The organism is Bradyrhizobium centrolobii (assembly GCF_001641635.1).
In the GTDB taxonomy this organism is placed as follows: Bacteria; Pseudomonadota; Alphaproteobacteria; order Rhizobiales; family Xanthobacteraceae; genus Bradyrhizobium; species Bradyrhizobium centrolobii.
Genome location: NZ_LUUB01000054.1, coordinates 266,500 through 285,871, shown reverse-complemented (window position 1 = coordinate 285,871; position 19,372 = coordinate 266,500). Strand labels below are relative to the sequence as shown.

19 protein-coding genes are annotated in these 19,372 nt (G+C 64.4%); 13 read left to right on the top strand and 6 right to left on the bottom strand.

What is annotated here, in order from left to right; all coding sequences use genetic code 11:
* Window positions 1-51: 51 nt before the first annotated feature.
* Entirely contained in the window at window positions 52-963 is a 912-nt protein-coding gene (locus tag AYJ54_RS17065; RefSeq protein WP_063700298.1) for a DMT family transporter, read from the top strand.
* 2 nt (window positions 964-965) lie between these two features.
* Here AYJ54_RS17065 and AYJ54_RS17060 read toward each other — a convergent pair whose 3' ends face one another.
* From AYJ54_RS17060 to gntR, 6 genes are all read right to left on the bottom strand, one after another.
* A complete protein-coding gene (locus tag AYJ54_RS17060; protein ID WP_063700296.1) occupies window positions 966-1,355 on the bottom strand; it encodes a GFA family protein in 390 nt (129 codons plus the stop codon).
* Between the two features lie 3 nt (window positions 1,356-1,358).
* Complete coding sequence (locus AYJ54_RS17055; RefSeq protein ID WP_063700293.1) at window positions 1,359-2,516, bottom strand: serine hydrolase domain-containing protein; 1,158 nt, start codon at window positions 2,514-2,516, stop codon at window positions 1,359-1,361.
* Between the two features lie 38 nt (window positions 2,517-2,554).
* Entirely contained in the window at window positions 2,555-3,301 is a 747-nt protein-coding gene (locus tag AYJ54_RS17050; protein WP_063700292.1) for an SDR family NAD(P)-dependent oxidoreductase, read from the bottom strand.
* Between the two features lie 122 nt (window positions 3,302-3,423).
* Window positions 3,424-4,155, bottom strand: a complete 732-nt coding sequence (locus AYJ54_RS17045; protein ID WP_063700289.1) for an SDR family oxidoreductase — start codon at window positions 4,153-4,155, stop codon at window positions 3,424-3,426.
* A gap of 222 nt (window positions 4,156-4,377) precedes the next feature.
* A complete protein-coding gene (locus AYJ54_RS17040; RefSeq protein WP_063700287.1) occupies window positions 4,378-6,207 on the bottom strand; it encodes an IlvD/Edd family dehydratase in 1,830 nt (609 codons plus the stop codon).
* Between the two features lie 122 nt (window positions 6,208-6,329).
* Window positions 6,330-7,430, bottom strand: coding sequence for an HTH-type transcriptional regulator GntR (gene gntR / locus AYJ54_RS17035; protein ID WP_063700284.1), 1,101 nt, complete (start codon window positions 7,428-7,430; stop codon window positions 6,330-6,332).
* 202 nt (window positions 7,431-7,632) lie between these two features.
* Between gntR and AYJ54_RS17030 the strand changes: the two genes are divergently transcribed.
* From AYJ54_RS17030 to AYJ54_RS16975, 12 genes are all read left to right on the top strand, one after another.
* Window positions 7,633-8,694, top strand: a complete 1,062-nt coding sequence (locus AYJ54_RS17030) for an ABC transporter ATP-binding protein (RefSeq protein ID WP_063700280.1) — start codon at window positions 7,633-7,635, stop codon at window positions 8,692-8,694.
* 47 nt (window positions 8,695-8,741) lie between these two features.
* Window positions 8,742-10,055: an ABC transporter substrate-binding protein gene (locus AYJ54_RS17025; protein WP_063700279.1), complete on the top strand. Its 1,314-nt coding sequence runs from the start codon at window positions 8,742-8,744 to the stop codon at window positions 10,053-10,055.
* Window positions 10,056-10,121: 66 nt separating this feature from the next.
* Complete coding sequence (locus AYJ54_RS17020; RefSeq protein ID WP_063700277.1) at window positions 10,122-11,066, top strand: carbohydrate ABC transporter permease; 945 nt, start codon at window positions 10,122-10,124, stop codon at window positions 11,064-11,066.
* Between the two features lie 2 nt (window positions 11,067-11,068).
* Entirely contained in the window at window positions 11,069-11,944 is an 876-nt protein-coding gene (locus AYJ54_RS17015; protein ID WP_063700275.1) for a carbohydrate ABC transporter permease, read from the top strand.
* 80 nt (window positions 11,945-12,024) lie between these two features.
* Complete coding sequence (gene denD / locus AYJ54_RS17010; RefSeq protein ID WP_063700270.1) at window positions 12,025-13,011, top strand: D-erythronate dehydrogenase; 987 nt, start codon at window positions 12,025-12,027, stop codon at window positions 13,009-13,011.
* A gap of 30 nt (window positions 13,012-13,041) precedes the next feature.
* Window positions 13,042-14,010, top strand: a complete 969-nt coding sequence (locus AYJ54_RS17005) for a sugar kinase (protein WP_063700268.1) — start codon at window positions 13,042-13,044, stop codon at window positions 14,008-14,010.
* A 22-nt stretch (window positions 14,011-14,032) separates the two neighbouring features.
* On the top strand, window positions 14,033-14,683 hold the full coding sequence (gene eda, locus AYJ54_RS17000) for a bifunctional 4-hydroxy-2-oxoglutarate aldolase/2-dehydro-3-deoxy-phosphogluconate aldolase (protein ID WP_063700266.1): 651 nt from the start codon (window positions 14,033-14,035) through the stop codon (window positions 14,681-14,683).
* A 57-nt stretch (window positions 14,684-14,740) separates the two neighbouring features.
* The gene (locus tag AYJ54_RS16995; protein WP_063700264.1) at window positions 14,741-15,910 is read left to right on the top strand and encodes an acetyl-CoA acetyltransferase; all 1,170 of its coding nucleotides are present in this window, start codon (window positions 14,741-14,743) and stop codon (window positions 15,908-15,910) included.
* Window positions 15,911-16,034: 124 nt separating this feature from the next.
* Window positions 16,035-16,235, top strand: a complete 201-nt coding sequence (locus AYJ54_RS16990) for a hypothetical protein (RefSeq protein WP_063700261.1) — start codon at window positions 16,035-16,037, stop codon at window positions 16,233-16,235.
* A 123-nt stretch (window positions 16,236-16,358) separates the two neighbouring features.
* Window positions 16,359-17,558, top strand: a complete 1,200-nt coding sequence (locus AYJ54_RS16985) for a CaiB/BaiF CoA transferase family protein (RefSeq protein ID WP_063700259.1) — start codon at window positions 16,359-16,361, stop codon at window positions 17,556-17,558.
* Between the two features lie 125 nt (window positions 17,559-17,683).
* Window positions 17,684-18,820 carry a thiolase family protein gene (locus AYJ54_RS16980; RefSeq protein ID WP_063700257.1) on the top strand — a complete coding sequence of 379 codons (1,137 nt, stop codon included), beginning with the start codon at window positions 17,684-17,686 and terminating at the stop codon, window positions 18,818-18,820.
* Complete coding sequence (locus AYJ54_RS16975) at window positions 18,817-19,182, top strand: Zn-ribbon domain-containing OB-fold protein (protein WP_063700255.1); 366 nt, start codon at window positions 18,817-18,819, stop codon at window positions 19,180-19,182. Before AYJ54_RS16980 ends, AYJ54_RS16975 begins: the two co-directional genes overlap by 4 nt.
* Window positions 19,183-19,372: the final 190 nt, after the last annotated feature.

Here is a 19,372-nt window from a genome sequence, read left to right as displayed (position 1 = left end):
TGTTTCGGCGCGCCTCGTATGCTGTTTGCAAAGTCGTGAATGGGAAGGGACATGGGCGAGATCTCCGGCGTTTTGGCCGCGGTGCTGTCGAGTGCGCTGGGCGGCACCTCGATCGGCGCCACGCGCTATCTCGTCAATGCGATCGATCCGCTTGCGATCGGCTCGTTCCGGTTCGGCATCGGCTTTCTGCTGCTGTTGCCTCTGACCATCGTTCGCGGCGATCGCTGGCCGCGGCGAGGGGACTGGGCTGCCGCGGCCGGGCTCGGCTTTCTGTTCTTTGCGCTGTTTCCAATCCTGTTCAATGCGTCCCTCATCTTCACGACCGCGGCGCGCGGGGCGCTCGCCTTGTCGACGCTTCCCCTGCTGACGCTGCTGATCGGCGCGGCGCTCGGCAGCGAAGCCCTGACCTGGCGCAAATCGGTTGGTGTTGTGGTCGCGACGTCAGGTGTTGCCGTCGCGCTGCTCACTGATCTCACCTCGGCGCCATCGGGCGCCTGGCGCGGCGATCTGCTGATGGTCGCCGCTGCACTGTGCATGGCGCTGTACGGCATCTGGTCAAAGCCGCTGATCCGGCGCTCCAGTCCGATCGGCTTCACGACGATGAGCATGGCTGCAGGCGCGGCCTGCCTCATTCTGCTCTCTTGCCTGCGCGGCAGCTTCGCTCCGGTCGCAGGCTTCGGCACGCCGCAATGGCTGGCGGCTTCCTATCTCGGCGCCTTCGGCGCCGCGCTGACGTTCTATCTCTGGGCGTTCGCGCTCGAGCGAACGACGCCGACGCGCGTGGCAATCTCGGTGACGGTCAATCCGATCACGGCGTCGCTGGTCGGTGCTTACCTGCTGCACGAGCCGCTACGCTGGAATCTCGTGGCGGGCATTGTCGCGGTCTTTGCCGGGATCTGGATCGCCACGACCACGGCCCAGCGTATTCAGGCCGCCAGCGCGTCCGCCTCAAGCCGATCCTGACGTCACGCCGGGATCGTCGGATATTGCGGCAGGCCGTCGTCGAGGTTCAGCCAGGCGATCTTTTCCGACACCCAGATGTGCTCGGTCGGCGCGAAGGCGTTGCGGTCGTCGAAGGTCGCCAGCGCGACGCCGGCCAGCGTGCCGTTACGCCGCCAGGAAAACAGCCGCGTGCCGCAGCGCTTGCAGAAGACGCGATCGATGTTCTCCGAGGACGCATAGCGCCCGGTGTCGCCCTCGACCGTCAGGTCCTTCTGATCGAACTGAGCGCGGGCGAAGAAGGGCGAGCCCATCGCCTTCTGGCAAAGGCGGCAGTGGCAGATGCGGACATTGAGCGGCTCGCCCTCCGCCTTGAACCGCACCGCGCCGCACAGGCATCCGCCTTCCCGGAACATGGCTCAGGCCACCCGCCATTCGGCGACCTGGCGCGCCATGTTCCAGTTGAGATTGTCGAGATCGCCATCCATGTCGGAATTCCTGCGTCTTGTGTTGGTGAAGGCGGCCCAACAGAAGCCGCCGTGGGTGCGCACGGCAATCGTGCTCGTGCCCGGCAGGCTGCCATTGTGCCACCAATTGCCGAATTTGTTGACGCAAAAGCCCTTGGCATAATCCGGGCTGACGGCGGGGGCGGTGGTCATGGTCTGGATCGTCCGCGGCCGCAGGATGTCCGCTGGCCTCGCGTAGCCGTCGATATGCATCAGGAACCGCACGAGGTCGGCGGGCGTCGCGATCCAGCCGCCGTGAGAATCCATCCGCCTGACGTTCATGTCGTAGGGGCTCTCGCCCTGGCCATAATAGGCGACTTCGCCGGCCTGGCGCTGGTCACGGGTATTGCCCGCGATCGACATGTCGGCGACGCCGCAGAGGCCGAGCACCTCGGCGCGGACGTAGTCGGCGTAGGGCTGGCCGGTCAGCTTCTCGATGATCCGGCCCACCACGCAATAGCCGAAATTGGAGTAGGCGTAGCGCTGGCCCGGCGGGCGGTCCAGCGGCCGGTTGGCGAGCGTCCAGGTGATGAGCTGGGCATTATCCATCCGCGGATGCGTGAACATGGGATCGCGGTTGTCATTGCTCCAGCCACCGGCTGTGTGGGTCAGCAGATGCTCGAGCGTGATCTGGTCGATGCCGGCAGAGTAGGGCGGCTGTCCGTAATCGGTGCCGAGCAGCGCGCCCGGGCCGAACACGCGATCCGTCAGCTTGAGGCGGTTCTCCTCGATCAGGCGGAAGATCGTGACCGAGGTGATCATCTTGCTGACGCTGGCGATCCGGAACAGATGCTGCGGCGTCACGGCCTCGTTCCGCTCGATATCGGCAAGACCGAAGGCGTCCTCATGGACGATCGTGCCGGCATAGCCGATAGCAACGGACAGTGCCGGCGCGCCGTACTTGTCCATGAAGCTGTGCGCGAGGCGTGCCATGGCGCCGCGCTCGGCCGGCGAGGGCGGGCGGATGCTCGGCGGGTTGGGCGCGAGTTGCGCGAGCGCACCGCGCGACAGCAGCGGCAGCGCGCCTGCGCCCGCTGCGAACTTCACAAAACCCCGACGCCCAAGCTGCATGGTCCGCCCCCTCGGGCGGCCCATGTCTCAGCAGGTTCTCAGTAGGTCGCCCGGCCGCCGGAGATATCAAACACCGCGCCGGTGGAGAAGGCACAATCTTCGGATGCGAGCCAGGCCACCATCGCGGCGAGCTCTTCCACCAGCACGAAGCGGCCTTTCGGGATCTTCGACAGCATGAAATCGATGTGTTGCTGCGTCATCTGGTCGAAGATCGCGGTCTTGGCCGCGGCAGGCGTCACCGCATTCACCAAGATGTCATGCGCGGCGAGCTCCTTGCCGAGCGATTTGGTCAGCGCGATCAGGCCGGCCTTGGAGGCCGAGTAATGCGCCGCGTTCGGATTGCCTTCCTTGCCGGCGATCGAGGCGATGTTCACGATCCGCCCGTATTTCTGCCTGAGCATGGCGGGCACGATCGCCTTGCAGCAGATGAAGGGGCCGTCGAGATTGATGCGCAGGACTTTCCGCCACTCCTCGAGGTCGGTCTCCCAGACGCTCTTGTTGATGCCGGCAATGCCGGCATTGTTGACGAGGATGTCGATCCTGCCGAAGGCGGCCAGCGTGGCATCGCGGGCGGTCTCAACTGCTGCGGTATCGGTGACGTCGACCTTGAAGACGCGGACGTCGCCGCCGATGTCCGTCGCCGTCTTCTCGGCCAGGCCAGCGTCAAAATCCCAGATCGCGACCTTGGCGCCGGAAGCGACGAAACGCTCGGCAATGGCGCGGCCAAAGCCCTGCGCGCCGCCGGTGACGATAGCGACGTGCCCGTTGAGATCAATCTTGTTCATGCGGGAAATCCCTCGCTATCCCTCATGGTGAGGAGCGCGCACTTGCGCGCGTCTCGAACCATGAAGCCCGTGGCCCATCCCTCGAGACTGCGCTGATTGCGCCTCCTCGGGATGAGGAGTGATCAGAGCATGTAGCCGCCATCGACGACGAGGTCGACGCCGGTGGTGAATGCGCTTTCGTCACTGCCGAGATAGACGGCCATGGCCGCGATTTCCTCAGCGGTGCCGAGCCGGCCCATCTTCTGGCGGGAGATGAACATCTCCTTGCCCTGCGGTCCCTGGGCGGCAGCGCGATCAAGCATCGACGGTGTCTCGACGGTGCCGGGGCAGATGCTGTTGCAGCGAATGCCTTGCGTGATGAAGTCGAGCGCAACCGCGCGAGTCAGCAACGACACCGCCGCCTTGGACGCGCTGTAGACATAACGGTTGGCCGGTGGCCGCAGCGCCGCGCAAGACGAGATGTTGACGATGCTGCCGCCTCCACCTGCCAGCATCGCCGGCAGAAACGCCTTGATGGTCCGGTGCATGGACTTGACGTTGAGGTCGAACGAGAAGTCCCAGTCCTCCTCCGAGCAGTCCAAAATGGTTCCGTGATGCACGAAGCCCGCCGCGTTGAGCAGGATGTCGACCTTGCCGATGCGCTTGGAGAAGGCGTTGACGTCGGCGGTGTTGCGAACGTCGAGCTTTGCCGTCTCGGCGACGCCTTCATTGCCAAGCGTGGCGATGCCACTCTCATTGATGTCGGTGGCGATCACGGTCGCGCCTTCACGCGCGAATGCGATCGCGCATGCGCGCCCGATGCCCGCCGCTGCGGCGGTGACAACGGCGCGCTTTCCCTTGAGGCGGTCTGCCATTTTGTTCTTCTCCTCTGAATGCTGGCGTCATTCCGGGATGCGCCGTAAGGCACAGCCCCGGAATCCATCTCCCGGCGCGCGTGGCCCTTGGGCCATTCGCGCAAACGATATGAGCAGACGCTCTGTTTTTGGTTTTACCGCGAATGCGGCAAGCCGCAAGCGCGGGCGTGGCTATGGATTCCGGGCTCGCGACTGCGTCGCGCCCCGGAATGACGATCTTCGCTAGTGGTTATCCCGCGCCACGCCGAACGTGCCGGCGACGTTCTGATAGCGCGTGGCGAGCTCCATGCAGGCGCCGGTCGACTGCTGGCCGACGGTGTTGCGATAGATCTCCTGCCAGGGCGTCTGGTTCGGCGGATGCTTGAAGCCGCCATTGGCCTTCAGCTCGGCGTGGCGCTTCTTCACCTCGTCGTCGGAGATCAGGATGTTGGCGCTGCCCTTGTTGAGGTCGATGCGCACCTTGTCGCCGGTCTTGAGGATCGCAAGGCCCCCGTTGGCCGCGGCTTCCGGCGAGGCATTCAGGATCGACGGCGAGCCCGAGGTACCGGACTGGCGGCCGTCGCCGATGCAGGGCAGGGACAGGATGCCGCGTTTGATCAGCGCCGCCGGCGGCTGCATGTTCACGACCTCGGCGCCGCCGGGATAGCCGATCGGCCCGGTGCCGCGGATGAACAGCACGCAGCGCTCGTCGATGTCGAGGGAGGGATCGTCGATCCGCTCGTGATAGTCCTCGGGTCCCTCGAACACGATGGCGCGGCCCTCGAAGGCGTTGAGGTCCTTCGGGTTGCTGAGATAGCGATCGCGAAACTCCTTGGAGATCACGCTGGTCTTCATGATGGCTGAATCAAACAGGTTACCCTTCAGCACCAGGAAGCCTGCATCCTTCACCAGCGGCTTGTCGTAATTCCAGACCACATCGCCGTCGGGCTTGGATGCATTCTTGCAGTTCTCGCCGATCGGACGGCCGTTGACGGTGATCGCGTCCTCATGAATGCGCTTGTGCTGCATCAGCTCGCGCACCACGGCTGGCACGCCGCCCGCGCGGTGAAACTCCTCGCCGAGATAGAAGCCGGCGGGTTGCATGTTCACGAGCAACGGCACGTCGTGGCCAAACTTCTGCCAGTCGTCGATCGACAGCTCCACGCCGATGTGGCGCGCCAGCGCATTGATGTGGATCGGCGCGTTGGTCGAGCCGCCGATCGCCGAATTGATCACGATACAGTTCTCGAACGCCTTCCGGGTCAGGATGTCCGAGGGCTTCAGATCCTCCCAGACCATCTCGACGATGCGCTTGCCGGTCTCATAGGCGATCTGGCCGCGCTCGCGGTAGGGCGCCGGGATCGCCGCGCAGCCCGGCAGCGACATGCCGAGTGCTTCGGCGAGCGAGTTCATGGTCGAGGCGGTGCCCATGGTGTTGCAATGGCCGACCGAGGGCGCCGACGATGCCACGATCTCCATGAACTCCTCATAGTCGATCTCGCCGGCAGCAAGCCGCTCGCGCGACTTCCAGACGATGGTGCCGGAGCCGGTGCGCTCGCCATCGTGCCAGCCGTTGAGCATCGGGCCGCCGGACAGCACGATCGCAGGCAGGTTCACTGTGGCGGCGGCCATCATGCAGGCCGGCGTGGTCTTGTCGCAGCCGGTGGTGAGCACCACGCCGTCGAGCGGGTAACCGTAGAGGATCTCCACCAGGCCAAGATAGGCGAGGTTGCGATCGAGCGCCGCGGTCGGGCGCTTACCGGTCTCCTGGATCGGATGGGTGGGGAATTCCATCGCAATGCCGCCGGCCTCGCGGATGCCCTCGCGGACGCGGTGGGCGAGCTCGATATGGTGGCGGTTGCAGGGCGAGAGGTCGTTGCCGGTCTGGGCGATGCCGATGATGGGCTTGCCGGACTGCAGCTCGGCGCGGGTGAGGCCGTAATTGAGGTAGCGCTCCATATAGAGCGCGGTCATGCCCGGATTATGCGGGTTGTTGAACCATTCCTGGGAGCGAAGGTGCCGGCGGCTGCCGTTGCTGGCGGGCGCGTGCCCGTTGGTTGGTTTTTTTGTCATTGGTTTCTCCTGCAATGCAAACGCACTGGCGTCCGTTTCATGGTGTCGGCTTGTGCGATGCCCAGCGGCGCGAACGATGAATCGCCGCCCCGCTGGCGGGCCGTTTCCTCACAAGTTCGATATTAATCATGGCCACTTGGTAACGCTACCATTTTGTTCGCCGCAGCCTCACCGGAAAGCGCCGGCCTGCTGTCGGAACGCCGGGCCAGCGAGCTCTGCCGCTCCATCACGCGATACCCGAGATCGAGCACAGGCTGCTCCGGACGCCGTCCTTCGATAGCGTCGATAAGCATCGTGGCGGCGGTCCTGCCCATCTCGTAGCGATTGGTGCGCACGCTGGTGAGGGTAGGGACGGCGGAGGCCATGAATTCGAGATCGTTGAAGCCGATGATCGCGATCTGCTCGGGGACCGCGATCTCGCGGCGCCGGCATTCAAAGAGCACACCGAGCGCGAGGTCGTCATTGGCACAGAACACCGCCTCGATGTCGGGCGCCTTCGAAAGCAGATCGGTGAACAATGCCCCGCCCAGCGTGACGGAGGTCGGCGTCGCGGTGGCGACGATCAGGCGCGAATCGAACAGGCCGGCATCCTTCATCGCCGCCTGGTAGCCGTCGAGCCGCCGCTGCACTCTTGGGTCCATGCGCGCGCCGACGAAGCCGATCCGGTTGTAGCCCTGGTCGAACAGATGGCCGATCGCCGCGCGCGCCGCATCATAGTGCGAAAAGCCAATCATCATGTCGACGGGATTGGGCCCGATTTCCATGATCTGCACGATCGGGCAGTCGCTGGCCTCGAGCATGGCCTGCGATTCCGTGGTCTGGTCGATCCCGGTCACGATCAGTCCGGCCGGCTTCTGCGCCAGAAACAGACGCAGCAGCTTTTCCTCCTGGAGGATGCTGTAGCGGGTGTTCGACAACTGGATCGAGTAGCGGCTGCCTTCGGACGCGTCATAGATGCCGCGCAGCACATCGGAGAACACGTTGTTGGTCAGTGACGGAATCAAGACACCGATCACCTCGGTGCGCTGCGACGCCAGCGCGCGTGCCGCAAGGTTCGGCACATAGCCGAGCTCCTTGGCGGCGCTTTCGACCCGGGCCCGCTTGGCGATCGACAATGCCGCGGGATTGCGGAAGAAGCGGGAGGCCGTGATCGGGCTGACTCCGGCGAGCTCGGCGACTTCCGCGAGCCGGATTTTGCCAGACTTGGTGCGCTTTCGACCCATTTGCTGCTCTTAGCACAGGCACTCCCGCAAACAAAGGAACGTTGACAGCGCTACCAGCAAATACTAACCAAAGACAAATTGCCAAAACCGCACAAACTGCTGACAATGTCGCCCGATAAGCTGGGGCTTCGGTCGGTAAAGCCTGAAAGAACAAGACGGTCGCGGCGCAAGAGGCGTCGTGGACTCGTGAGGAGGGAGCTAGATGTCGTCTGTGCAAATCCGCGACGTGCGGAAATCGTTCGGCAATTTTGAAGTCCTGCACGGCGTGACGATTCCGATCGAGGACGGTCAGTTCGTCGTCCTCGTTGGCCCCTCCGGCTGCGGCAAGTCGACGCTTCTGCGCATGCTCGCCGGCCTCGAAAACATCACTTCCGGAACGATCTCGATCGGCGATCGCGTCGTCAACAATGTCCAGCCCAAGGAGCGGGACATTGCGATGGTGTTCCAGAACTACGCGCTCTATCCGCACATGACGGTTGCGGACAATATGGGCTTCTCGCTGAAGCTGCGCGGGGCGAGCACCGACGAGATCAACAAGCGTGTGAAGCGCGCCGCCGAGATTCTCGCGCTGTCGCCGCTGCTCGAGCGCTATCCGCGGCAGCTCTCCGGCGGCCAGCGCCAGCGCGTCGCCATGGGCCGCGCCATCGTGCGCGATCCGCAGGTGTTCCTGTTCGACGAACCGCTGTCGAACCTCGATGCCAAGCTGCGCGTCGCCATGCGCACCGAGATCAAGGAGCTGCACCAGCGGCTGAAGACGACCACCGTCTACGTTACCCACGACCAGATCGAGGCCATGACCATGGCCGACAAGATCGTCGTCATGCATGACGGCATCGTCGAGCAGATGGGCACGCCGCTCGAGCTCTACGACAAGCCGGACAATCAGTTCGTCGCCGGCTTCATCGGCTCGCCGGCGATGAACTTCCTGAAAGGCCATGTGCGCTCGAACGGCGTTGCGACCTTCGAGGGGCCGAACGGCGTCAAGCTGCCGCTCAAGACCGCGCCGACCGCTTCCGACGGCCGCCCTGCGGTCTATGGCGTGCGGCCCGAGCACTTCACGATCGCCGATGACGGCGCCGAGGCCGAGATCATCGTCGTCGAGCCGACCGGCTCCGAGACGCAGGTGTTCGCGAAGGTCGGCGGCGAGCAGGTCGTCGCGGTCTTCCGCGAGCGGCACCAGTTCAATCCGGGCGACAAGGTCCGGCTGAAGCCGGATCCGGCCCTGGTTCACTTGTTTGACGAGGCGACCGGCAAACGCATGTAGCGACGTAAGAACTACCAAACACAAATATAAAATTCAGGGAGAGAACGATGAGTGATTTCAACAGGCGCGATTTGCTCAAAGCCGGCCTGGGCGGCGCAGCCGTGCTGGCCGGCCCGGGAATCGTGCCGGTCCGCGCGGCGGAGTGGACCAATGTGCCGGAGCCGAACGCCTCCATCCGCGTGCTGCGCTGGAAGCAGTTCATCCAGGCGGAGTTCGACAAGTTCGCCGAGCAGACCAAGAAGTTCTCCGAGAAGACCGGCGTCAAGGTGAAGCTCGAGGCCGAGAGCTGGGAAGACATCCGGCCGAAGGCCGCGGTCGCCGCCAATGTCGGCGCCGGTCCCGACCTCATCATCGGCACGCTCGATGATCCCCACAAATTCCCCGATAAGCTGATCGACGTCACCGACGTCGCCGACTATCTCGGCTCGAAATATGGTGGCTGGTATCCGGTCGCTGAGCGCTACGGCAAGAAGGGCAATGGCTGGATCGCCATTCCGCAAGGCGCGACCGGCGGCTGCCTCAACTATCGCGTCAGCCACATGAAGGCCGCGGGTTTCGAGGAATTCCCCAAGGACACCGCCGGCTTCCTCAAGCTGTGCCAGGCGTTGAAGAAGAACAACACGCCGGCCGGCTTCGCGCTGGGCCACGCCACGGGCGATGCCAACGGCTGGTGCCAGTGGGCGCTGTGGGCGTTCGGCGGCAAGGTCGTCAACGAGAAGAACGAGGTCGTGATCGACTCGCCCGAGACGATCGCAGCACTCGAATACGTCAAGCAGCTCTACGCGACGTTCATTCCCGGCGTGCTGTCGTGGAATGATAGCAACAACAACAAGGCCTTCCTGAACGGCGAACTCAGCCTGACGCTGAACGGCATCTCGATCTGGACCGTGGGCAAGACCTCCTCTGATCCCAAGCAGCAGGAGATCGCCAAGGATATGGACCACGCGCCGATGCCGATCGGGCCGGTCGGTGTGCCGACCGAGCAGCAGAACGTGCTGGTCGCCTACGGCTACAAGCACTCGAAGTATCCCAAGGCGGTGAAGGAATACATCAAGTTCATGTGGGACAAGGAGAACTACGACGCGTGGGAGGTCGCTTCCAACGGCTACGTCTCGCCGCCGCTGCCGGCCTACAACGACAATCCGGTCTGGACCTCCGATCCCAAGATCACGCCGTATCGCGACTGTCTGAAGCGCTGCCGCGACAACGGCTATGCCGGCGATCTCGGCTACGCCTCCGCCGCCGTCATGGGCGACTTCGTCGTAGTCGACATGTTCGCGGAAGCCGCCTCCGGCTCGGCCACACCGCAACAAGCGGCGGCACGCGCCGCCGAGCGCGCGAAGCGCTACTACCAGGTCTGATCCGCTCACATCCGCGCGGCGTCCGGTTCGCCGGACGCCGCGGCTATTCTGTCAGGGGAGTTAGACATGGCAGTTCTGGCCGAGCCCGTCGCAGAGGTGACGCGCAGCAGCCTGTGGTCGAGAGCGTTCGAAAGTCGAAATTTTCTGGGCGCGATGTTCATGGTGCCGGCCATCGCCACCCTCATCCTATTTTTGGCTTACCCTCTGGCGCTGGGTTTTTGGCTCGGCATGACCGATACCAAGATCGGCGGGGCCGGGCGCTATATCGGTTTCGAGAACTTCGTTTCGCTCGCGAAGGACTCGGTGTTCTGGCTGTCGGTGTTCAACACCATCTTCTATACGGTGACCGCCAGCATCGTGAAATTCGCCATCGGACTTTATCTGGCGCTGCTGCTCAACGAACGGTTGCCGTTCAAGTCGATGATCCGGGCCATCGTTCTCTTGCCCTTCGTGGTGCCGACGGTGCTCTCCGCCATCGCGTTCTGGTGGATCTACGACAGCCAGTTCTCGATCATCTCCTGGGTGCTGATCAAGGCCGGCCTGATCACGCGATACATCGATTTCCTCGGAGATCCCTGGAATGCGCGCTGGTCGGTGGTAGTCGCCAATATCTGGCGCGGTGTGCCTTTCGTTGCGATCACGCTGCTCGCGGGACTTCAGACCATCTCGCCCTCACTCTATGAGGCGGCCAATCTCGACGGCGCCACCAACTTGCAGCGCTTCCGCCACATCACGCTGCCGATGCTGTCGCCGATCATCGCCGTGGTGATGACGTTCTCGGTGCTGATGACCTTCACCGACTTCCAACTCATCTACACCATCACGCGGGGCGGGCCGATCAATGCCACGCACCTGATGGCGACGCTGTCGTTCCAGCGCGCGATCACAGGCGGCAATCTCGGCGAGGGCGCCGCGATCTCGAACGCGATGATCCCATTCCTGGTCGCGGCGATCCTGCTCAGCTTCTTCGGACTTCAGCGCTCTCGCTGGCAGCAGGGTGGGAGGGACTGACCATGACCACCGTGGATGACCAAAGCGTCGGAATGTCCTACCTGGAGAGCTTCCCGCGGAAGTTTCTCCGCGTCTACCTTCCGCTCGGCCTGATCGTGTTCTTCCTGCTGTTTCCGTTCTATTGGATGGCGGTCGCGACGTTCAAGCCGGACGCGGAGATGTACGACTATGAGAAGTACAATCCGTTCTGGATCGTGCATCCGACTCTGGAGCACATCAACAAGCTGTTCTTCGAGACAGACTATCCGCTGTGGATGTGGAATACCGTCATCGTTTCGGTGTCCTCGACCTTCATCTCGCTGTTCGCGAGCGTCTGCGCCGCCTACGCGATCGAGCGGCTTCGCTACAAGGGCTCGCGCTATGTAGGCCTCGCGATCTTCCTCGGCTATCTCGTGCCGCCGTCGATCCTGTTCATTCCGCTCGCGGCGATCGTGTTCCAGCTCGGGCTGTTCGACGGCAATCTGGCGCTGATCCTGACCTATCCGACCTTCCTGATCCCGTTCTGCACCTGGCTCCTGATGGGCTATTTCCGCACCATCCCGTACGAGCTCGAGGAGTGCGCGCTGATCGACGGGGCCACGCGGCTCCAGATCCTCACCAAGATCACGCTGCCGCTGTCGCTTCCGGGACTGATCTCGGCCGGCATCTTCGCCTTTACGTTGTCGTGGAACGAGTTCATCTACGCCCTGACCTTCATCTCCTCGTCGGAGAACAAGACGATTCCCGTCGGCGCGATCACCGAGCTCGTCAATGGCGACGTCTATCATTGGGGCGCGCTGATGGCGGCCGCGCTGACCGGCTCGGTGCCCGTAGTTATCCTTTATTCCTTCTTCGTGGAGTATTATGTGTCGGCGATGACCGGCGCCGTGAAGGAGTGACCCGCGGGCCTGCCATGAGAGCGCGCCAGGGGAACGTACCAAGGGCGGCGCGTTCCGACCAATAAGGAAGGAGTAGGCTCTTGCACATTCTGGTTCTGGGCGCCGCCGGCATGGTCGGCCGCAAACTGTGTGAACGGCTGCTGCGCGACGGCCGGCTCGGCAAGAGCGACGTCACCAAGCTGACCATGCATGACGTGGTCGAACCCAAGAAGCCGGAAAAGGCCGGTTTTCCCGTCGAGACCGTATCGGGCGATTTCGCCGTGCCGGGCGCGGCCGAGAAGCTGATCGCCGGGCGGCCGGACGTGATCTTCCATCTCGCCGCGATCGTCTCCGGCGAAGCCGAGCTCGATTTCGACAAGGGCTATCGCATCAACCTCGACGGCACGCGGATGCTGCTCGACGCCATCCGCCTCGCGGGCGGCGGCTACAAGCCGCGCGTGGTCTTCACGTCCTCGATCGCGGTGTTCGGCGCGCCGTTCCCGGACGCGATCGGCGACGAGTTCTTCCATACGCCGCTGCTGAGCTACGGCACGCAGAAGGCGATCGGCGAATTGCTGCTCGCTGACTATTCGCGCCGCGGCTTCGTCGACGGCATCGGCATCCGCCTGCCGACCATCTGCATCCGGCCCGGCCTGCCCAATAAGGCGGCTTCCGGCTTCTTCTCCAACATCCTGCGCGAGCCGCTCTCCGGCAAGGAGGCGATCCTTCCGGTCTCCGAGGACGTCCGCCACTGGCACGCCACGCCGCGCTCCGCCGTCGGCTTCCTGCTCCATGCCGGCACGATGGATCTCGCGACGGTCGGCCCGCGACGCAACCTCACCATGCCCGGACTGTCCGCAACGGTCGGCGAGCAGATCGCTGCCTTGAAGCGGGTCGCGGGCGAGAAGGTCGCCGCGCGCATCAAGCGGGAGCCGGATCCCTTCATCGTCGGCATCGTCGGCGGCTGGCCGCGCAATTTCGATGCAAGGCGCTCGCGCGAGCTCGGCTTCACCACGGCTGAAAAGACCTTCGACGACATCATCCGCATTCACATCGAAGATGAGCTCGGCGGCAACTTCGTCGCCTGACGTAAACCGGTGAACAGTGTGGGTCGAGAGATGGCGAGCGTTGCTTGCATCGGCGAATGCATGGTCGAGCTCAGGCAGGCCCAGGGTAGACAATCTGCCGGGCAGGGCGGCGGCCTCTATTCGCGCGGCTTCGGTGGCGATACCCTCAACACCGCGGTCTATCTGGCGCGGTTAGAGGTCAAGGTCGACTATTTCACCGCGCTTGGCGATGACGCCTTAAGCGAGGAGATGGTTGCGGCCTGGGCTGCGGAGGGCGTCGGCACCAGGCGCGTGTTGCGCCTGCCGGGCAAGCTGCCGGGCCTCTACATGATCCAGACCGACGCCAAGGGCGAGCGCCAGTTCTTCCACTGGCGCGACAGCGCGGCGGCGCGGCGGCTGATGGATCTGCCGGAGACGGACGAGATCCTCAACTCGCTGATGAGCTACGACATCATCTATCTCTCCGCCATCACGCTCTCGATCTACGATGCGGCCGGGCGCGAGCGCCTGTTCGGGGCGATAAAGCGCGCGCGCCTGCTCGGCACCCGCTTCGTGTTCGACACCAATTTTCGCGCCCGCGGCTGGCCCGATCGCGATGTCGCCCGCGAGGTCTTCACCGCGGCCTTCGCGACCGCCGACATCGTGCTGACGTCGACGGAGGACCTGCTCGCGCTCTATCCCGGCGAGAGTCACGCCGACCTGATGGCGCGCATTCCGAGCCCCGAGCTAGTGTTCCGACTCACCGAACCCGTCAGCCTCCTGCGCTTTTCCGGGGGAACCAGCGAGGTGCGTGCCGAGCCGATGACCAAGCCGGTGGTCGACACCACCGCGGCAGGCGACAGCTTCGCCGCGGCCTATATCGCCGCCCGGCTCGCCGGTTCCGATCCGGTCGAGGCCGCCCGGGCCGGGCATCGCCTCGCCAGCCTCGTGATCTGCTATCCCGGCGCCATCATTCCGGGCTATGCCATGCCGCCGAAGAAGCGGCACCGGCCGGCGACCTCACGCCAAGCGACCAAGTGAAACGAAAGCCAAGACCCTCGAGATGACCGCGACTGCCAAACAGGACCAACTCACCGCGCTGTTCAAGGCTGCGACCGTCATTCCCGTCCTCACCATCGAGCGCCTGGAAGACGCCGTGCCGCTCGCCCGATCGCTTGTCGCCGGCGGCGTCCGCACGCTGGAGGTGACGCTGCGCACCTCGGTTGCGATCGAGGCGGCGAGGGCGATGATGGCCGAGGTGCCTGACGCGATCGTTGGTATCGGGACGATCCTCAACCCCAACGACCTCGCGCGTGCGGAAAAGCTCGGCGTCAAGTTCGGCATCAGCCCGGGTTTGACGCCGGACCTGCTGAAGGCCGCGACTGACAGCGCCTTGCCCTTCGCGCCGGGCATTGCGACCGCGTCCGAGCTGATGATGGCGCTGGCGCAGGGTTTTGACCTCGCAAAATTCTTTCCGGCCGAGCAGGCGGGCGGTATCAAGGGCCTGCGGGCGCTTGGCGGGCCGTTCCCGAACGTGCGGTTCTGCCCCACCGGCGGCGTCGGCGAGGCCAATGCGGCGACCTGGCTCGCCGAGCCCAACGTGGTCGCGGTGGGCGGGTCCTGGCTGTGCCCGACGGCGGAGGTCAGGGCCGGGAACTGGGCCGGCATAACTGCCATCTGCCAGCGCACCCTCAAGGCCCTGAAAGCCGCGTGAAGTCTTGCCATCGATGGGCTAAGACTTAGGTCAGGTAAGACCCTAGGGAGAATGACCATGACCGCCAGCATCGTCGGATGGGCGCACACGCCGTTCGGCAAGTTCGACACCGAGACCGTCGAAAGCCTCGTCACCCGCGTCGCCAATGAGGCGCTGGCCGATGCCGGCATTGCCGCCTCCGACGTCGATGAGATCGTGCTCGGTCATTTCAACGCCGGCTTCTCGCCGCAGGATTTTACCGCCTCGCTGGTGCTCCAGGCCGACCCGCAGCTGCGCTTCAAGCCGGCGACCCGCGTCGAGAACGCCTGCGCGACCGGGTCCGCCGCAGTGCACCAGGGCCTGCGTGCGATCGCGGCAGGGGCGGCCAGGATCGTGCTGGTCGTCGGCGTCGAGCAGATGACGCGGACGCCGGGTCCTGAGATCGGCAAGAACCTCCTGAAGGCGTCCTATCTGCCTGAGGACGGCGACACGGTCGGCGGCTTCGCCGGGGTGTTCGGCAAGATCGCCAGCTCATATTTCCAGAAGTACGGCGACCAGTCGGACGCGCTGGCGCTGATCGCGGCCAAGAACCACAAGAACGGCGTCGCCAATCCCTTCGCCCAGATGCGCAAGGATTTCGGCTTCGAGTTCTGCCGCGCCGAGAGCGAGAAGAATCCGTATGTCGCGGGACCCCTGAAGCGAACCGACTGCTCGCTCGTCTCCGACGGCGCCGCGGCGCTGGTGCTGGCCGATGCCGAGACCGCCAAGGGCATGAGCAAGTCGATCGGCTTCCGCGCCACTGCGCACGCCCAGGACTTCCTGCCGATGAGCAAGCGCGATATCCTTCAGTTCGAGGGCTGCACCGTCGCCTGGCAGCGCGCGCTGGAGAAGGCCGGCGTCGCACTCACCGATCTCTCCTTCATCGAGACCCATGACTGCTTCACTGTCGCCGAGCTGATCGAATACGAAGCGATGGGCCTGACGCCGAAGGGTCAGGGTGCCCGCGCCATCAAGGAGGGCTGGACGCTCAAGGACGGCAAGCTGCCGGTCAATCCGTCCGGCGGATTGAAGGCCAAGGGCCATCCGATCGGCGCAACCGGCGTCTCGATGCATGTGATGACCGCGATGCAGCTTGCGGGCCAGGCGCCCGAGGGCATGCAGCTAAAGAACGCCAAGCTCGGCGGTATCTTCAACATGGGCGGCGCCGCGGTCGCTAACTACGTCTCCGTGCTGGAGCCGCTGAAGTAACCATTCTCGCGGAAGGTGGGCAACGGCGCTCATTTGCCGTGCCCGCCTTGCTTTGTTTTATGTCATGGTGATCACGTTTGGCATCGCCTATCCTCACGATTGATCGATTGCTGGGGAATGCATCATGAGCAACGAAACATCACTGTCGCTGGACGAGCTCAACGATCGCATCGCGATCCTTGAGGACAATATCAGGCAGCTCATCGAGCAGGCCGCGGCGGCCTCGGGCGAACAGAGCGAGGCGCGCATCGCCGACCGCATCAACCAGCAGAACGACGAGCTCGACCGGCTGCTCAAGATCCGCGAAACCCGTCAGAAGAAATAGCAACTGTATCGCCGCATGGCGCATGCGGCCATACGCGGGTCGCGCTTGCTTGAGCTGAGCTGCTGCCGTTAGCTGGACCGAAATCGTGGGCCGCAATTGAGCCCGCGCAATCGGGAGTGAACGATGGGGCCGTTGAAGGGCATCAAGGTCATCGACATGACGACCGTGCTGATGGGGCCCTATGCGACCCAGATGCTCGGCGATTACGGCGCCGACGTCATCAAGGTGGAATCGCTTGAGGGCGATGTCACCCGCCTGATCGGCCCGACGCGTCATGCCGGCATGGGGCCGGTGTTCCTCAACACCAACCGCAGCAAGCGCTCGATCTGCCTCGACCTGAAGAAGCCCGCCGGCCGCGAGGCCGTGCTGCGGCTGATCAAGGGCGCGGACGTGCTGGTCTACAACGTCCGTCCGCAGGCCATGGTGCGGCTGCAACTTGGCTATGACGTCGTCTCCGAGATCAATCCGCGCCTGGTCTATGCCGGCGTGTTCGGCTTCGGCCAGGACGGGCCCTATGCGGCGAAGCCCGCTTATGACGACCTGATTCAAGGCGCGACCGCGCTGCCGGCACTGATGGCGCAGACAGGTGACGGCGTGCCGCGCTATGTGCCGAATGCGCTGGTCGACCGCATCGTCGGTCTCACCGCGGTCGGCGCGATCTGCGCGAGCCTCGTGCACCGCGACCGCACCGGTCGTGGCCAGCGCGTCGACATCCCGATGTTCGAGACCATGGCGGGCTTCGTGATGGGCGACCACATGGGCGGGCTCACCTATGAGCCGCCGCTCGACAAGGGCGGCTACGCGCGGCACCTCTCGCGCGACCGCCGGCCCTACAAGACCGCTGACGGCTATCTCAGCGTCATCGTCTACAACGACAAGCAGTGGGAGAATTTCTTCAAGGCGACGGAACGCGATGATCTGCGCGCAGATCCCAGGTTCGCGACCTTCGCCGGCCGCGCCGCCAACATCGACTTCGTCTATGCTGAGCTCGCCCGCATCTTTGAGACGCGCACGACGGCTGAATGGATCGACTTGCTCACAAAAGCCGATGTGCCGGTGATGCCGATGCACGACCTCCGGTCCATCCTGCACGATCCGCATCTTGAGGCGACCGGCTTTTTCCCCGTTGTCGAGCATCCGACCGAAGGCCCGATCCGCAGCATGAAGGTCACGGCGAGCTGGTCGGAGACGGAAGCCGAACCGGTCCGCCTTGCGCCGCGACTCAACGAGCACGGCGCGGAGATTCTTCGCGAGACCGGGTATTCCGCAGACGAGATCGCGGCCATGGTGCGCGATGGCGTCACCCGTTCGTCGCCGGAGTAGGGAGGAAGCGCGATGACTCTCTCATCCGTCATTCCGGGGCGGTTCGAAGGACCGAACCCGGAATCTCGAGATTCCGGGTTCGATGCTGACGCATCGCCCCGGAATGACGGTGGAAAGGTGTGCCCATGAGCTTCATCACCGGCGTCGGTCTCACGCCTTATGGCAAGCATGAAGGTTCATCCTCGCTCGACCTGATGAGCAAGGCCGCCCAGCTCGCGATCGACGACGCCGGGCTGAAGCGCGTCGAGATCGACGGCATCCTCTGCGGCTATTCGACCGTCTCGCCGCACATCATGCTGGCGACCGTGTTCGCGGAGCACTTTGGCATCCGCCCTTCTTACGCCCATGCCGTCCAGGTCGGCGGCGCTACGGGGCTGGCGATGACCATGCTCGCGCATCACCTCGTCGAGGCGGGCGTCGCGCGGCACGTGCTGGTCGTCGCCGGCGAGAACCGCCTGACCGGACAAAGCCGCGATGCCTCGATCCAGGCGCTGGCGCAGGTCGGTCATCCCGACTACGAGGTGCCGCTGGGGCCGACCATTCCCGCCTATTACGGCCTCGTCGCGTCCCGCTACATGCACGAATATGGCGTGACCCAGGAAGACCTCGCCGAGTTCGCGGTGCTGATGCGTAGCCACGCCTGCACCCATCCCGGCGCGCAATTCCAGGAGCCGATTACCGTCACCGACGTCATGGCGTCGAAGCCGGTAGCGATGCCGCTAAAGCTGCTCGACTGCTGTCCGGTGTCCGACGGTGGCGCGGCGTTCGTCATCAGCCGCGAGCGGACCACAGAGGCCGGCGTGCGCATTCGCGGATGCGCCCAGGCGCATACCCACCAGCATGTCACGGCGGCACCTGCCTTGAGCGAGCTCGGTGCCGAGATTTCCATCGCGCGTGCCACGGAGGCTTCCGGCCTTGCGATCTCGGACGTGCGCTACGCCGCGGTCTATGACAGCTTCACCATCACGCTCGCCATGCTGCTCGAAGACCTCGGACTTGCGGGGCGCGGCGAGGCGGCCGCGCGGGTGCGCGCCGGTCATTTTGGCCGCGATGGTGCGATGCCGCTCAACACCCATGGCGGCCTGCTCAGCTATGGTCATTGCGGCGTCGGCGGCGCCATGGCACATCTGGTCGAGACGCATCTGCAGATGACGGAACGCGCCGCGAATCGCCAGGTGCGCGATGCCTCGATTGCGCTGCTGCACGGCGATGGCGGGGTGCTGTCCTCGCATGTCAGCATGTTCCTGGAGAAGGTGCGATGAGCGGCAACGAGCGAATCGGCGACTGGACCAGGGGCGAAGAGGCCATCACGTATCAGTGCTGCGGCTCATGCGGGGCGGTGCAGTATTTCCATCGCGCCTTCTGCGCGGCCTGCGGAGCAGCCGATCCGCGCCAGCAGCGCGCGAGCGGCAAGGGCAGGGTCTATGCGACCTCGCTGGTCTGCCGCGCCGCCACGCCCGAGACGCGCGCACACGTGCCCTACAACATCCTGCTGGTCGATTGCGCCGAGGGTTTCCGCATGATGGCGCATGGCGAGGCTGGTCTTGTCATCGGCGACGAGGTGGATGCGAGCTTTAAGTCCTTTGCCGGCAAGCTCGTGCCGTTCTTCACCAAGAAGGCGTAGTAGGATTCGTCATTCGGGGGCGGTCCAACGGACCGAACCTGGAACGGGATTCTGGGTCTGGCTTGTGCGAGAGCCACCCCTGAATGACGAAAACACTCTACTAACGCCCGTAGAACAATATGCTGGCGATGACGAGCATCGCCGTCACCGCCAGCATATGCGCGAGCGCTCCCGAGGCCGCCCTCCTGGT

Excerpts from the sequence above, each read along its gene's own strand:
- AYJ54_RS17065 (WP_063700298.1), top strand. The coding sequence starts at position 52 with ATGGGCGAGATCTCCGGCGTTTTGGCCGCGGTGCTGTCGAGTGCGCTG.
- AYJ54_RS17060 (WP_063700296.1), bottom strand. The coding sequence starts at position 1,355 with ATGTTCCGGGAAGGCGGATGCCTGTGCGGCGCGGTGCGGTTCAAGGCG.
- AYJ54_RS17055 (WP_063700293.1), bottom strand. The coding sequence starts at position 2,516 with ATGCAGCTTGGGCGTCGGGGTTTTGTGAAGTTCGCAGCGGGCGCAGGC.
- AYJ54_RS17050 (WP_063700292.1), bottom strand. The coding sequence starts at position 3,301 with ATGAACAAGATTGATCTCAACGGGCACGTCGCTATCGTCACCGGCGGC.
- AYJ54_RS17045 (WP_063700289.1), bottom strand. The coding sequence starts at position 4,155 with ATGGCAGACCGCCTCAAGGGAAAGCGCGCCGTTGTCACCGCCGCAGCG.
- AYJ54_RS17040 (WP_063700287.1), bottom strand. The coding sequence starts at position 6,207 with ATGACAAAAAAACCAACCAACGGGCACGCGCCCGCCAGCAACGGCAGC.
- gntR (WP_063700284.1), bottom strand. The coding sequence starts at position 7,430 with ATGGGTCGAAAGCGCACCAAGTCTGGCAAAATCCGGCTCGCGGAAGTC.
- AYJ54_RS17030 (WP_063700280.1), top strand. The coding sequence starts at position 7,633 with ATGTCGTCTGTGCAAATCCGCGACGTGCGGAAATCGTTCGGCAATTTT.
- AYJ54_RS17025 (WP_063700279.1), top strand. The coding sequence starts at position 8,742 with ATGAGTGATTTCAACAGGCGCGATTTGCTCAAAGCCGGCCTGGGCGGC.
- AYJ54_RS17020 (WP_063700277.1), top strand. The coding sequence starts at position 10,122 with ATGGCAGTTCTGGCCGAGCCCGTCGCAGAGGTGACGCGCAGCAGCCTG.
- AYJ54_RS17015 (WP_063700275.1), top strand. The coding sequence starts at position 11,069 with ATGACCACCGTGGATGACCAAAGCGTCGGAATGTCCTACCTGGAGAGC.
- AYJ54_RS17005 (WP_063700268.1), top strand. The coding sequence starts at position 13,042 with ATGGCGAGCGTTGCTTGCATCGGCGAATGCATGGTCGAGCTCAGGCAG.
- eda (WP_063700266.1), top strand. The coding sequence starts at position 14,033 with ATGACCGCGACTGCCAAACAGGACCAACTCACCGCGCTGTTCAAGGCT.
- AYJ54_RS16995 (WP_063700264.1), top strand. The coding sequence starts at position 14,741 with ATGACCGCCAGCATCGTCGGATGGGCGCACACGCCGTTCGGCAAGTTC.
- AYJ54_RS16990 (WP_063700261.1), top strand. The coding sequence starts at position 16,035 with ATGAGCAACGAAACATCACTGTCGCTGGACGAGCTCAACGATCGCATC.
- AYJ54_RS16985 (WP_063700259.1), top strand. The coding sequence starts at position 16,359 with ATGGGGCCGTTGAAGGGCATCAAGGTCATCGACATGACGACCGTGCTG.
- AYJ54_RS16980 (WP_063700257.1), top strand. The coding sequence starts at position 17,684 with ATGAGCTTCATCACCGGCGTCGGTCTCACGCCTTATGGCAAGCATGAA.
- AYJ54_RS16975 (WP_063700255.1), top strand. The coding sequence starts at position 18,817 with ATGAGCGGCAACGAGCGAATCGGCGACTGGACCAGGGGCGAAGAGGCC.